Below are 14,693 nucleotides of genomic sequence, written 5' to 3' on the forward strand. Positions count from 1 at the left end.
CTGTTTTATTTTTTATATGGTATTACTGAAAGCAAGTATAATGACTGCTGCAAGTATGATGGCTATAGCCAGGTACATGGTGTTCCTGGGTTTGCCGTGCACACCCTCCCATTCACCGCCGATAAAGCCAACCAACTGGTTACCTATTACCTGCATAGATTGCTGAATAGCAAAGCCAACAGACGCTCCCAATGCACCCAGCAAAACCATACCTCTTCCCAGGAGTATAATGGAGCCAATAAACTGCAGCCCAATGATGGAGCCATATAAAAGCTCATCTTTCCGGCTAAACAGGCGTTTCCAGGAATTATTTTTTGCCATCAGGAATACCGCGTACAGAACATTCACTAAACCGCCTCCCAGTATGCACAATGCCCAAACCGTAAAATTGGCAGTTATGTCTCCTGCTCCCTGGCTCCTTGCCGCTTCAATTACCGGTCCCTGGCTGTATACAAAGGCAAGCGATAAGCCGCTGGAAAGAAAGCCAGCCAGTATTACTAATACTAAACCATTCCTAAAACTTCCTGATGCCTGTTTGTTTTTTTTCAATTCCGTTTTCTGATGTAAGACTTTTTCTCTGCCAAAACCTGCTGCACTTACTAAGGCTATACCTATAAGAATTACAATCAATCCAACCATAATTACAATGCCAGCCGTTGACCAAAGACCTGGTGCATTTCCGAATAATCCACTGCCCTTGAAAATCATAGGCATAATAACCCCTACAGACATGCCAGCAGCTGAAAGAATGGCGCCTGTTAGCGCCGCCCCTATACGTACCACACATACCAGGTAAAGTACATTGGCAATCCCCCAGCAAATGGACAGGAGATTGGAAATAAGCAGCGGCTTTAATCCTACGGTTTTAATTACTCCGCCTAAATCCGGGATTTTAACCACTACTACCAGCCAGGGATAAATGATTATGCCCGTTAACATAAAAACAAACAGGTATTGTTCAAAATGAAGCTCCTTTATTTTTTTCATTGGCCATGCCGCAGTGCCTGTACCCAACCCTGCCAATACAACCAACACTAATCCAATTAATATTTCCATAATTAACCTTTTTATTATCCAATGAATATTTGAGTGTATTTAAAAATCCCTGTTAAAACCGCAGGTCCAGCCTCCGTCTACTACCATATTATGTCCGTTGATATAGGAAGCTGAACCGGACGACAGGAATATAACGGCATCAGCAATTTCCGCTGTCTCGGCCGGACGTCCCTGTGGAATAAAAGAGATAAGCCGTTCTGCTTTTTCGTTAAAACTGCCTGCTTCGCTATAAAAAAGATGCCTGGTAGTTTCTGTTAAGGTTGAACCCGGCGAAACTGCATTTACCCTGATACCGAAAGGAGCCAGTTCGCAAGCCATAGCTTCTGTCATTTTCAAAATGGCAGCTTTGGCTGCTACAAAACCTACCTGCAACCTGAGGGCTACCACGCCGGCAACAGAAGCCACATTTACGATAGCGCCGCTTTTTTGTTCTATCATTACTTTAGCCGCGGCTTTACAACAATAGAATGTTCCATTAAGATCTACATTGATCATCTTTTGCCAGGTATCGTTTGAATACCGGTCAATAGTTACCCGGTCTTCTGTTGTTATTGCATTAATTCCAGCATTGTTTATCATGATATCAAGATGGCCAAAATGCTGCACCGTTTCCGCTATCAGTTGGTTAACCTGGTCCGGATTGCTTATATCGCAGGGAATAAATATTGCCCTGCTACCTAAAAGTGCAGCCATCCTTCTTCCTTCTTCCTGCCGGATATCCGTTATAACCACATAAGCTCCATCTTCATAAAATTTTTCGGCTATAGACTTTCCGATACCGCCGGCAGAGCCGGTGATTAAAGCCACCTTTTCCGTAAAATCATACTTAGCCTTACACATTTGTATTATTTTTATAGTTACGTAACATTTCCGTGCATATGTTATTCCCGGGATGCGCCGCCCGGCAAAATTTGAAAGTTTATTTATCTATAAAGCCTACAACTTCGCCAATAAGCACAGTAGCTCCTTCTTCCGCAACAATGCGGCTCAGGAAACCGTCTGCGGGCGATTCAAGTTCAATGACTGATTTCTCACTCTCAAAATCTAACAGCGATTCGCCTTTTTTAACCTGGTCGCCCACTTTTTTATACCACCGCGCAATCGCAACCTCAGTAATGGTAAGTCCGAGGTTTGGAATGGTTATTTCAATACTGTTGTTCCCGGCTTCAGGTACAACCGCTATTGTTTCAGGCCGGGAGTCATTTTGTTCTCCTGCCTCACTTTGATTACCGGAGCCTGAGAGTTTTTCATGCGCTATACCCGTCACCGGCAGATAGGTTGTTTTAACAGCTACCCCATTTATTATTGACTTAACGAGGTCAATAATTTTTTCAGGTGTAATGGTTACAGCAGCTTCTAACGGGGGACTAAAAGGCTGGGGCACCGATAGTTTGTTCAAGCGACCCACCGGCGCTTTCAGTGTATAAAAACAATTTTCCATGACAATAGCAGCAATTTCCGCTCCTACTGAACAAGGTCCATAAGCTTCATCAACCACCAGTAAATGACCTGTTTTATTTACACTGGATATAATGCTTTCTGCATCAAAAGGAATAATGGTACGCAGATCAATAATTTCGCAGGAAATACCCTGGTTATTTAATTGCTTGGCTGCCTGGATACAGGAGTGAACCGGCTGGCCGAAACTAACAATCGTTATATCACTGCCTTCTTCCACCAACCTGGCTTTACCAAATGGAATATATTGTTCAGCAATTGAAACCGGTCCTTTTGAAGACAATAATGACTTGGGTTCGAGGAAGATAACGGGGTCGCCTGCCCGCAGCGCTGTTTTCATAAGTCCCCTGGCATCTGCAGGGGTAGAGGGAACAACCACTATTAAACCAGGAACGTTTGCCCATATGGAATGAAAGGTACCGCTATGCTGCGGGCCTGCCTGTTTGATTTGCCCGGCACCCGCCCGAATAATCATAGGTACGCTGAACTGGCCATTGCTCATGTATCGTAATTTGCTGGCCTGATTAATGATTTGGGTAGTGGCATCAAAAATAAAATCGGCAAACATCAGGTCAGCTATGGTGCGGCAACCGGTAGCAGAAGCGGCGGCAGCGGCGCCTGTAAAAGCTAATTCACAAATGGGCGTATCAATAAGCCGGTCTCCAAATTCGCTCCATAAATTCTTTGTTTGTCCAAATGTTCCGCCTCTTTCACCGATGCCTTCACCCATGTATATTATGTTTTTATCCCTGCGCATTTCTTCGGCAATGCCATCCCGCACAGCGGCCAGCCAGCTTTGCACAACCGTTTCTCCATTTTGATCAGATGTCTGCAATGCTACAGCGGGATTAACAGGATCCATCCAGCAATTTTCGCTAACCGTAGCAGCTTCGGGATATGCTGATGAACGGGCAAAATCAAGCGCTTCCTTTATTGTGTTATTTACGGATAAGTCTATTGCCGCTATCTCCTCATTTGATACAATGCCCGATGAGATGAGATCGTTTTCCAGTTTTTTTATCGGGCACCTGGTCATCCATTCCTCCAATTCTTCCCTGGTGCGATAGGTACCCACAATTACATCGCCTTCGTGATGTCCTACCGTACGATAAGTTACGGCTTCAATAAGCGTGGGACCCTCTCCCCTGCGGGCCCGTTCAATAGCTTCGGCAGCAACACGCTGAACCGCCAGTACATCATTACCATCCACACGAACGCCTGGTATTCCATAGGACGCCGCTTTGCTGGCAATATCAGCATTCAGATTGGCTTCGCCAACCGGCGTACAGGTGGCATAAAGATTATTCTCACAAAGAAAAACCACAGGTGTCTTTTTGATGGCCGCCAAACTCACCGATTCATGAAAAGATCCATGACAGATAGCTCCATCGCCAAAAAATGCAACAGCAACCCTATCGCTTTTTTGCACCTGCGCACTTATCCCCAGCCCTACCGCCAGCGGTATTCCTCCACCCACCAAACCATTGGTGCCAAATAAACCGGCGGCAGCGCTATAAATATGCATTGAACCGCCACGGCCGCCATTGGTACCGGTAGATTTTCCATACAATTCAGCTAACATATGTTTTAAACTTACCCCTTTCGCCAACCCATGACCGTGGCCGCGATGTGTGCTCGTAACCCAGTCGGTTTGCTTGAGGTTCACGCATACGCCCACAGCAACAGCTTCTTGTCCAACACACAAATGGATAAATCCCGGTATTTCCCCCTTCTTGTAGTTATCCTGAACGGCGAGTTCAAATTTTCTGATCAGTAACATTTGTTCATACAGATGCAATAAAGATTTCTTATCATTTGAAAGTTCATATGGAAGGCTATTCGTTTCCTTTTCACTTAAAGTATTCATATCATTATTAGATTGTTAGATTATAATTTGCATTAAGAATGAAAAAGCGATTATAGTATTGGCTTAAACACCAGTACCTTGTATGGAATAAATAAAAAGTTCTCCGGGCGCCATCACTTTTGCCTTAACCCCACCAGGAAGCATGGACGACTCTTTCAAAAATGTTGCAGGATCGCCTTTACCTTCTTCACTAACATGTTCAAGGAACATCCAGAAATGGCAGGGGATCAGAATTTTCGGTTGCACCTCCGCTCCTAATCTGCAAGCTTCCGATGCAATCATATTTCCATAAGTCCCGTTGATCGGGGCAATCATGATATCTACTGTTGTTCCTAACGAGGACAGTATTTCCTTGGGCCTGTAAGCCGTATCTCCAACATGATATATTTTAATTCCATCCACTTCAATCAGATAACCTACAGCATCAGGCGCCAGTTCGCCATGATCTGCAAATATTGCCCTGATCTTTATCCCTTCCCATTCCCATTCCTGCTCTTCTTTTAAAATAGTGCAGCGATGCTTCGGAACATTTAATTCCAGTAATAATGATTCGCAATCAGGCGCCGCTACAAAAATCGTTTTTGGATGTTTAGCAATAACCGGTACGGTATCCGGGTCAAAGTGATCGGCATGATGATGGGTAATGAGGTACAGATCCGCATCCACTTCATCTGCGCTGATCACGGCAGGTATCATCCGCTTAAAATTAAACAGGCGTTCGCACGCATCTGATAAATACGGATCAATAAAGATTGTTTTACCAGCCGATGTTTTAATACAAAAGCCAGCCTGAGCAATATAAAATAGCGCTACCTGTCCGTCTTGTACGGCAGTTTCCTGGATCTTTTTCAGAAAGTTCATAGTCGTCATATTTTATTTGATGGTCCATGTTTTATTATCCTGCTCCACGAAAGAAATGATAGTGCTAACGCCCTGCCTCCGTGCGATGATATTAGAAAATATCGAATGGGTAAGATGGGCGTTGACAGCGATACTGTAATCGGCACAATCCAGCAGATGACCGTTTGACAATATCGCTCCATCTGCATCGCCATTATTGGTAATGCCAAAACGCGCCCGCTCTACCACAAAATTCGTGATGGTGATGTTCTTTAAAGTTTCCCTTTCGCCTACCAGCCTGATGCCGCCGCCATCTCCAGGTTCGATGGAGGTGACGTATACATTGCTTATGCTGGTGGCGCCGCCAAAGGCATAATCATTCGATTTCACGATAAGCCCGTTACTGAAATGCCCATGCGCCAGCATATTGTTTAACTGCCCACCCTGGGTTTTCAATACTACCCCATGTACGCCGAAGTAAGTGGAGATATTGGATATCTGCGGACAATACAGGTTCTCAAACAGCATGGCGTGAACCAGCGCTTTAGCATCTCTGCACAAGGCCGATACATTTTCTACTACAATGCCTTTCCTCGGTGGAGATAATACCTGCAATTCATGTATTTTATCTGGTGCAGAAAGCCCTCCTTTGAGATTATATTTCTGTGCAAAAAACAATCCTTCCGCAACATCGCCATTATTGCGCTCTTTACACCACAATGCCCCTACATCCACCCCAAGGTCTTTGATAACGATATGATCCAGCAGCGAACAATCAAGCGTTCCTTTTAGTACCGTTCCGCCAATTAATTTTTGCGGAACAGTAAACCTGAGCTTTCCCGTTTCCTTGTCGTATTCCGTATTCCAGTCTGGTTCCGGTTTGCCTGATCCCATTAAAACAATATGTGATTTCATACTACCATGTTTGGGAGAGTCGAATTCGCCGGGGCCGATCACAATGGTTCCGCCTCCGGCGGGAATAGCCGCTAAGGCCGCGGTAACCGTAAAGAATGGTTTGCCGCTGTTGCCAGGCCTGGCCGTTTGGTCATTGCCGCTTTTACTAACATAAGCGATGGCAGGAACAGGCTCATGAATATTTACACGAGCCGGAAGACCGGCACCAGGGACACTGCATAAAAAACTTAACAAAAGTATGACCAGCATAATTTATCGCTTTACCAATCCAGTTACAAACCTGCCACATAACCTTTTCCCAATCTCAGCCCGATATCATTAAACCCTTCGCTAAAAGACATCCAGGAAGTGGTGCCCCCATCTACCACGATCGTCTGACCGGCGATATAACGGGCATCATCAGACGCGAGAAATATTATCGTCTTTGCAATGTCCAGGGGCGTTCCCGGGAAACCGCAGGGTATCATTTTTCCTAACTCACTGAAATCATCGGTTCCAGCCGCTTTAAACTGGTTTTCTACGGGCACCGCCCCGGGAGCAACAGCATTAACACGAATGCCTTTCGGCGCCAGTTCTACTGCCAGCTCACGGGTGTGGGCAATGATGGCCCCTTTTGTTCCTGCATATACGGAATGCCCCTTACAAGCCCTGATGCCATGCACCGAGGAAAGATTTATGATAGCGCCGCCGCCGGCTGCCTGCATAACCGGCAAAACAGTTTGCATAATAAAAAACTGCGCTCTTACATTAACGTTATACACCGTATCGTACTGCTCCGGGGTAACCATTTCAAATTCCAGCGTCATGGAAATGCCTGCGTTATTAACCAATACATCTATTCCGCCCAGAAAATCAATGGCTTCATGCGCAAGACGAATGGCTTCCTCGGCGTTCTGCAGATCGGCCTGAATAGCCACAGCTTTTCCTCCTGCCGCCCGGATTTCGTTCACAGCAGATGCTGCACCCTCCCTGCTATGTGCATAATGCAAGGCTACCACAGCTCCCTGCCGGGCAAACTCCAATGCCGTTTCCCTGCCCAGCCCGGTACCTGAACCGGTTACTAATACTTTTTTTCCAATCATTTTTCCAGACATACGCTTTGTATTTTAAAGTGTTAAATCAACATACCACTGATATTCTCCCCCAGCGGCAACTTTACTTACTTGTCCATGGCGTTTGGCCAGGTCTGGCCGGTCGTAACAAACCGTGCAAGGTTCAATAAAAATATTATACAGATTATCCCAACCTTTTTCATTCATTAAAATTCCCAGGTACGGAACGGTATCTGCAGAAAAAGACACGGCAAGTTTTTTCTTGCTATCGGGATAATGTAACTCGCACCACCCATCCTTCAGCTTATTTTTAAAATAATACTTTTCAAATCCCCCACTGGTTGCCGGCCTGCTGATATCAGCCCGGTATACTTCACCAGAAATGTCCTTAAAGTGAGGCCAGTGCATGATCTCACCAAAGGCCCTGTCTGTATTTGTTAAAATGGAAATTGCCTCCTTACAGTCATCCGGAACGGCTACGCGCATACCTTCTTCCATGTTGAACATAAAGTGTCCTGCCCAAAGAAATTCAAAATCATGTGCACTGTTATTTACAAGGGTATATGCTATGCGCAATATATTTTCATCAACAAAGAATACCTGCTTCTTCAATTCGTATTGAAAACGAATTCCTTTTACGCTTAGTTCAAGGGTATTATCTTTTATGCGATGCTCCCAGGGCAGCGACCATACTTCGCCATGGTCGGCCATTTTAACACCTTTCCAGGGTTCAGTATCATAGGCACAGGCATCAATAGTGGGAAACATATCATCAAACCCGCTGCATTCTCCATCGGTATAACAACCATCAAAGGGCTGTTCACGATATACTTCACCGGGACGCTGCACCAGAAATTCATAACCGGTATCCTTACCAACTAATGAAACCATCTTCCCTCCGGGATCAGAGATGAATTCGGCCCTTATCCTGTTGTTTTCAACAACAATGCTTTTCTTGTTTTTGTATTTGGAAAATCGAATATTCATAGTCTTCTTTTCATTATGATCTTTCCTGTAAAAATTGCATTCATTAACCTGATCATAGTTTCCTGTAAATAAGACACAGGGAAGCCGGGCCTTCATTCAAAGTGAGTGTAATGCCCTTAGCCAAATCAATACCGCTCCGGGTAGTTTTTTCGCCTGTATCCTGATTCTTTACTTCATAACTGGCTTTTGCATCGAGCCCTTTTAGTTTTACAACAATATTATTATTGAGAGATTGGGGACGCCTGAAAGCCATTACTAACCCATCCCCTTTTTCAAACCTGTTCATCTGGTAAGCTAACCAAACATCATCGTTCAGCATATTAACGGTGTCAGTTAAAGGATAATAATCCGAATGGTAATAATAGGGTCTCAGCTCCTTAAATTCCTGTATCAACTTCTGCATATCCGACAACTTATATTTTTTGTTCTCGATATCCCAGTCGGTAACCATATTACTACTCATGGCAGAACGGAAATGATAAGAAGACATTTCAAAGCTTCCTGTGCCTGTTAAGGGCAGATAAAAGTTCAAACCATAGGTATGGCATTGCGAGCCAATAGGTTCTCCATATGTATAATCTGTTCTCCAGAATGGGGAACTGCGTGATGTTGTTTCCAGGTCAAGGCGTCTTCCCCCCGATGCACAATTGTCAATTATAAGATCCGGAAACCTGGCCAGCAGGCTATCCCAAAAAGCATAGAGTCCTTCAATATGCCTGATTTCGGCCATCCCTGCCCGGTTTTCTCCATCCATTTGTTTCCAAAAAGGAAGCGGATCGAAATTAAAGTCCTGGCGATAATATGATATCCCCTCTTTTTGAATCATATTGGAAATATGATTGGTTATCCATAAACGGGCATCCTTGTTGCCAAGGTTAAGCAGCAGGTTATTATTATTAGGTATTGCTGTTACCCAATCCGGATGTTCCTTATCTACTGATATAAAAGATTTATTTTTTGATACCCTTTCTGGCTCAAACCATAAAAGAAATTTTGAACCAACCTGGTGTGCTGCATCTGAAATGGGTTTCAAACCATTAGGAAAATTGTCTTTATTTGGCGTCCAGTTACCAACGTTGGGCCAGTAACCTTCGCATGGATACCAACCTGCATCCAGCCAAAATACTTCGGGAAGAATATTAAATTGCCGGTGGCGTTTAATTTCTGAAATCGAGTGGTTTTCTGTTGCACAAACATGTTCATTGCAGGGTACAGGGCCTTCCCTATCCAAAAAGGCAGCTAATGGGAGTTGCGGAATATCGCCGTTGATTTTGCGGGTATAGTGTGCTAAAATTAATTTTCTGAATTGATTATGACCAACCATACGGTCTTCTCCTTTCCAAAATAGCAGGCAAACTTTCGGGCTTCGTATTTCTTCCTTTGGGAGGAGATAAAGTGAAAAATTTTCCATACCGGCTTTCAATACAACGGCATGTTTACTTTTTTGCTGCACATTGGCATACCATTTTCCGGTCCATCCGATTGCCACCATGATACCCGTTTTATCCGGCGTTTCAATGTTGAAAAACGGGAAAGCTGTTGCATCTGATGATCGCCCGCCTTTTGGTGTCATATACACCCCTGAGCCAACTGCCAAACTACTCTTCAATGGCATAAAATCTTCACGTTTAGCATCGCTACCGAGCGCGTGGTACAGTGTTGAACCGCCTTCATTGACTGAGAAAAAGGTATGATCTGCTGCTGCCAGGCTGCTGATAACAGGGGTATTATTAACTGAAGAACCATTTGAAATACGAATCAACCACTCAACAGCGGGAAAATCATTAAAAGAAGTAACCTCACATTTTACAATAAGACTGCTCTTTACGTCTGAGTAGGTATATACCGTTTTTTCCACATTGGTATCGAAAGACTTCATTTTTTCAGTGCTAAAACGCCAGCTTTTAATAAAAGTATCAGAGGATTTCCCTCTATAAATAAAGGAAAAGGGAGGAACTTTCCCTTTTGCAAAGTTTTTTTCTATCCATTTGTGCACATCAATGCCCTTTGAAGATGGGCTGAGTAAAGGCTGACTATTTGCCGGGCTTACACACATCAATATTGCCCCAAAAATGGTTATGATGATACTGCGTACAATACCATGATTGGCTTTTCTGTTTATTGCAGTGCATTCCAAATTGTCGCATTGCTTTGCTTCATGTGGGCGGTGAAGACACCGCCCACGGCGGGCTGCCCCGGCTGGTGTTTCCACCAGCCGGCGACAATTTGGAATGCACCCGTTTATTGTTTTCATCATTTTATAATATTATTAGTCATTAAATAGTTTTTCTATTATTCGCACATTACCAATCTAATTTGCCAGGCATCTACATATGGGATAATAAATTTCTGATAAGGTCCGTCTGTTCCCGATGACGGGATAACCGTTTCTTTGCATTTCATATCAAAAACCCTGATTAATTTTTTATTTGTTCGTATCATCACTTCAATATCTCCTGCTTCATCAAATGAAGCATTTGTAATAGCCAAAGCAAGGTTTCCGCCCTCCAGGTCTCTATGCCAAAGGTTGGTTTTATGAAAAGATTTTATATAACTGGGAAGCGTATCTTTACTCAGCCATCTCATAACCGATTTAATTTGATTTGACTTTGAAAGGTTACTCATAAAACTCCAGGGATAATAGCCCGACACACAAATACGGCCTCCTTTTTCATTTTCAAATACACCCATTGTAATCCCTAAATCTTCGTCCGAGTAGTTTGTTAAATAAGAAAGAACCTCCGCTTTAGCATCGGTTTTTTCCAATGAATACGCCAGGCTTTTATAAAATGATTGCCGGTTATCCCGTTTGCTACCTGCAAATGAGCCATTCAAAAAATGATCACTGAATTGTTCAATACAATCAACTGCTTTGCTATTTTTAACGGTAAAGCCGGTTAAATGAGATAGCCCCATATTATTTAATAGCTGCAATACTTCAGCACTCATATAAACCGATCCGGATAATATTTCTTCTAACTGCTTTTTTGAATAGGTAAGTACATTGCTGCCATTCAGTAGGATTACCCGGGCACTATCTTCAGCATATGAGGCGGGAATTCCGATGTCGTACATTTCTGGTTCAATAGCCGGATTCCCTCCGGATAGCCAATTTCCACCATCCATATTTTCAGAACTGTAACTATCCTTATTCCACAGTGCTGAAACGCCTTGTACCTTTGCCCTGCCAAACTTATTTACCATTAAGTCAAAAAACGGTCTGGCATCCTGCAGCTTTTTCAATAACGGCTCATATTCCGTAAGGGGCTCATCATAAAAAGAAAGTACATTAAACGCAGCTCCCCTGCTGCCTGCCGCAATATGAGAAGCGGCTTCAAGTACAACAATGTTAGCAGCCTTCTTTAATCGCTGGTACGTGAAATTTTCAATTTCAGATTGAATATTTTCGACTTCATCCGGCAATTGGGAAACCTGTCTTCCAATATCATGAGACTTACCTGAAAGTTCACCAGTGACATTATCCTGGTAAAATCCCCCACCCGGCCGCCACATAACTGCTGTATTATTTGGACCAGATAGAATTTTAGCCCAATTGGAAAAATCATAGCCTTCGAAAAAACGGTCACCCGTCATAAAACCTAAGGATATATTGGGATTTACTTCATGTACTGTTTTTTCAATTAATTTAAAAAGCCGGGAAATAGTATTGCGATTATGCTGCAACCATTCATTCCTTACCTTTAATTTATCTTTTACCAGGCCCTCATTGAATGCTTTTAAAATACTTTCCCTGGTATATTGTATCCCACTTTCATCTTTAAAGATTTTTAAACAGTTATCACAAAAACAACCATAACCGATCTCCATGTGTCCCATCCTAACATCATCATCAATCCAAATATAATCGGGATCAGAGTCCGCGGTTATCTTATAGATTGCTGAAATGTATTCCTGCATTTTAGCATCATTCGGGCAAAAAGCCCCCTGACTTATATTCCCGTTAATACCAGTCATGTTTGTATAATCTCCTTTAAGCGAATGGGGAAGATCTTCATTGTGATGCCCGATAGTAGTTAAAATATTAACGCCTGTCCTGTATCCTCTTTTACGGGCCAGCGCCATTCTATCCTTAATCGTTTTTATGCGTGATTCAAAAACATCAAGGGGAAGAGGAGCATGTGTAACACTGGAAAAAAAGGTAATATCGTCTGTAACGCCCTTGTATTTATCAAACAAGTCAATAAGTTCGTTAAAACGTTTTTCCGGGAGCGACTGGTCTGGTCCGATCCGGAAGGAAATAAATGATTTTTCAACTTTTACAGAGGAGGGTGAATGGACCGGCTTTGCCGCATCCCGTGATTTATCGGGACCCTGATTGCAACTAAACAGAACGAAAATTGATACAAAAAACATTAATTTACTCATGATAATCCTATTAAACATTTAGTGTCACCTGTCAGATTTAATACTATTCCTGACAGAAATTAATTTTCTTACATTACAACTTTCAACGGGAATCACCCCGAAGTAATTCGTCCGGCACCGCCACACCCAAATCCGGCACACGGAAGTAAACTACTTTACCCTCAGGATCAGGGAATGTGGTAAGCTTTAGTTCCATGGGAGTTCCAATGGTTAATATCCTGTCGCCCATCTTCACAGCACAAGTTACTCTGCCCGAATCAACTGTCGTATCGTTCGGTAACAGTTTGAGCGAACCGGGATCAATGATGAAATTAGTCAGGTCCGCAGCGTCCTTCTTTTCCAAATTTTTGTTTTGGGTTGGATTCAGACAAAAGACCTGCGGTCCCCTCATTACCGCAACACGTCCTGCTTGCCGCCTGCGTCCCAACACAAGCCTGAATGGCATCGGCATATCGAGCGACACCTGATCGCCTGCGCTCCACTGCCGCTCCAGCAAAAGGAACTTACCCGGCACGATGGCGTCCTCCCAGGGCTTACCATTGACACTCACCGAAGCCTTATTGCACCAGGCCGGTATGCGCAGTTCCAGCGAGAACCTGACCGATTTGGAAGGATCTATCTTAATGACAACATTGCCGGAACCGGGATAATCCGTTTGTTGCTGTATCTTCAGTGACACGCCTTCGCCCAGCGAGATAGTTGTTTCAGCAGTTGTATAGAGATTGACCGCCACGCCCTTCGCCGACCGATAGAAAATAATCGTTGGTAACTCGGACATAATCCTACGGAAATTATTGGGGCAGCAATAAGTATCACGATGTTCATAAACACGGTCGCCTTCCAGCGGCATGAAATAACGAAGCTTTCTTCCATCGGGCGACTGGGCACCGAATAAAGCATTATAAATAATGCGTTCAATGACATCGCCATAACGGGAATCGCCTTCCATACGTAAGAATCTATCCAGCAAGCGGATCTGGTAGGCCGTTGCGCAGGTCTCTCCGAGGTACACCCGGCCGCCCTGGTCATCATTCCAACTCTCCCACAGCCCCGCCGCGCCAGTGATTACCATGCCATTATGGTCGGTCAGAAATTCAATCGCATGCCGGCTGGATTGCAACAGCCGCACATCGGGCCGGATATGAAACAGATCAAGCTGGGCCAGACACAGGTCAATATCCGTATACATATGAGTTTTACCTATGGTATTGAGATCAAGATCTATCTTCCATTGCGCCAGCCCCAACTGTTTTACACAGAAGTCCAGGTATTGCTTATCTTTTGTTTCGTGATAAAGACTCAGCATATTGCTTTCCAGGCCGAGGTGTCCCCAACTCTTCCAATCTGCCGGCTTCCCCGACCAACGTTCAAGGATGTAATCAGCCAATTTTTTAGCTGCATTCAACGAACGTTTTTCTCCGAAGAAATGGTAGTCGCTCGTGAGACCCATAATGATATAACCCATCTCGTGAATATCCCACAATTTCCACATGCGGGATTCCTTCACCATTGTACCGATGTATCCATCCGCCTGCTGAGTCTTAATAATTTCTTCAATCAAATATTTTTTCAGGGTCAATACCTTACTGCTCTTATCGTATGCTGCCAATCGCACCACTGCATTAATATTTTTACCCAGTCCAACATAGTCACCGTAGCCACCGAGCATCTTTCTCTCCCGGAAGGGCTGGATAAACTGATTGATATCCAGCACTAACAGGTTGTTGTTGATCGTTACATTAATGCGGCGTCCAATTTCCCCTCCTACTTTAACTGCCGTTAATTCGAGTGAGATGAGCGCCTCGGTATCAATTTCGCCGTTCCCAAATTTATAAGCAGGCATCCCGGAAATATGACTTCCTGTTGCCTTTTTCTCCGAAGCCAGTACTGATTCACCCAACAGGGTCAAACCACTGAAAGCGCCCATATTCTTGATGAAATTACGACGTTGAGCACGAAGGGTATTGTTCGGGCTACTGCCTTCCAGGTTCTCATCCCCCGTAAAATTATTCCTTGAATTTTCTTTCATTCTTTCTCAATTTTTAATTAAAAAAACTGCGATTGGAACCGTTTCCTAATATTACATTAAAGGAAGTCATAGCAACCACTTCTTCCCATATTACGCTGCAAAC

At 43.8% G+C, this 14,693-nt stretch carries 10 protein-coding genes; all 10 read right to left on the minus strand.

Translation table 11 applies throughout. From position 1 onward, the window contains the following. Window positions 1-12: 12 nt before the first annotated feature. The 10 genes from VL121_RS18860 to VL121_RS18905 all read right to left on the minus strand — a co-directional run bounded on the left by VL121_RS18860 (window position 13) and on the right by VL121_RS18905 (window position 14,590). Entirely contained in the window at window positions 13-1,056 is a 1,044-nt protein-coding gene (locus tag VL121_RS18860) for an L-rhamnose/proton symporter RhaT (RefSeq protein WP_325408162.1), read from the minus strand. A gap of 39 nt (window positions 1,057-1,095) precedes the next feature. Further along, a complete protein-coding gene (locus VL121_RS18865) occupies window positions 1,096-1,896 on the minus strand; it encodes an SDR family NAD(P)-dependent oxidoreductase (protein WP_325408163.1) in 801 nt (266 codons plus the stop codon). A 79-nt stretch (window positions 1,897-1,975) separates the two neighbouring features. Continuing rightward, complete coding sequence (locus VL121_RS18870) at window positions 1,976-4,381, minus strand: thiamine pyrophosphate-dependent enzyme (protein WP_325408164.1); 2,406 nt, start codon at window positions 4,379-4,381, stop codon at window positions 1,976-1,978. Window positions 4,382-4,444: 63 nt separating this feature from the next. Further along, complete coding sequence (locus VL121_RS18875) at window positions 4,445-5,242, minus strand: MBL fold metallo-hydrolase (protein ID WP_325408165.1); 798 nt, start codon at window positions 5,240-5,242, stop codon at window positions 4,445-4,447. A 12-nt stretch (window positions 5,243-5,254) separates the two neighbouring features. Further along, complete coding sequence (locus VL121_RS18880; protein WP_325408166.1) at window positions 5,255-6,385, minus strand: hypothetical protein; 1,131 nt, start codon at window positions 6,383-6,385, stop codon at window positions 5,255-5,257. A gap of 23 nt (window positions 6,386-6,408) precedes the next feature. Continuing rightward, window positions 6,409-7,230, minus strand: a complete 822-nt coding sequence (locus tag VL121_RS18885) for an SDR family NAD(P)-dependent oxidoreductase (RefSeq protein WP_325408167.1) — start codon at window positions 7,228-7,230, stop codon at window positions 6,409-6,411. Between the two features lie 12 nt (window positions 7,231-7,242). Further along, the gene (locus VL121_RS18890; protein WP_325408168.1) at window positions 7,243-8,175 is read right to left on the minus strand and encodes an aldose epimerase family protein; all 933 of its coding nucleotides are present in this window, start codon (window positions 8,173-8,175) and stop codon (window positions 7,243-7,245) included. Window positions 8,176-8,227: 52 nt separating this feature from the next. Further along, entirely contained in the window at window positions 8,228-10,432 is a 2,205-nt protein-coding gene (locus VL121_RS18895) for a glycoside hydrolase family 36 protein (protein WP_325408169.1), read from the minus strand. 35 nt (window positions 10,433-10,467) lie between these two features. Further along, entirely contained in the window at window positions 10,468-12,561 is a 2,094-nt protein-coding gene (locus tag VL121_RS18900; protein ID WP_325408170.1) for a hypothetical protein, read from the minus strand. Between the two features lie 82 nt (window positions 12,562-12,643). Beyond that, the gene (locus VL121_RS18905; RefSeq protein WP_325408171.1) at window positions 12,644-14,590 is read right to left on the minus strand and encodes a beta-L-arabinofuranosidase domain-containing protein; all 1,947 of its coding nucleotides are present in this window, start codon (window positions 14,588-14,590) and stop codon (window positions 12,644-12,646) included. Window positions 14,591-14,693: the final 103 nt, after the last annotated feature.

This window comes from Agriterribacter sp., from assembly GCF_035497235.1.
Lineage (GTDB): Bacteria > Bacteroidota > Bacteroidia > Chitinophagales > Chitinophagaceae > Agriterribacter.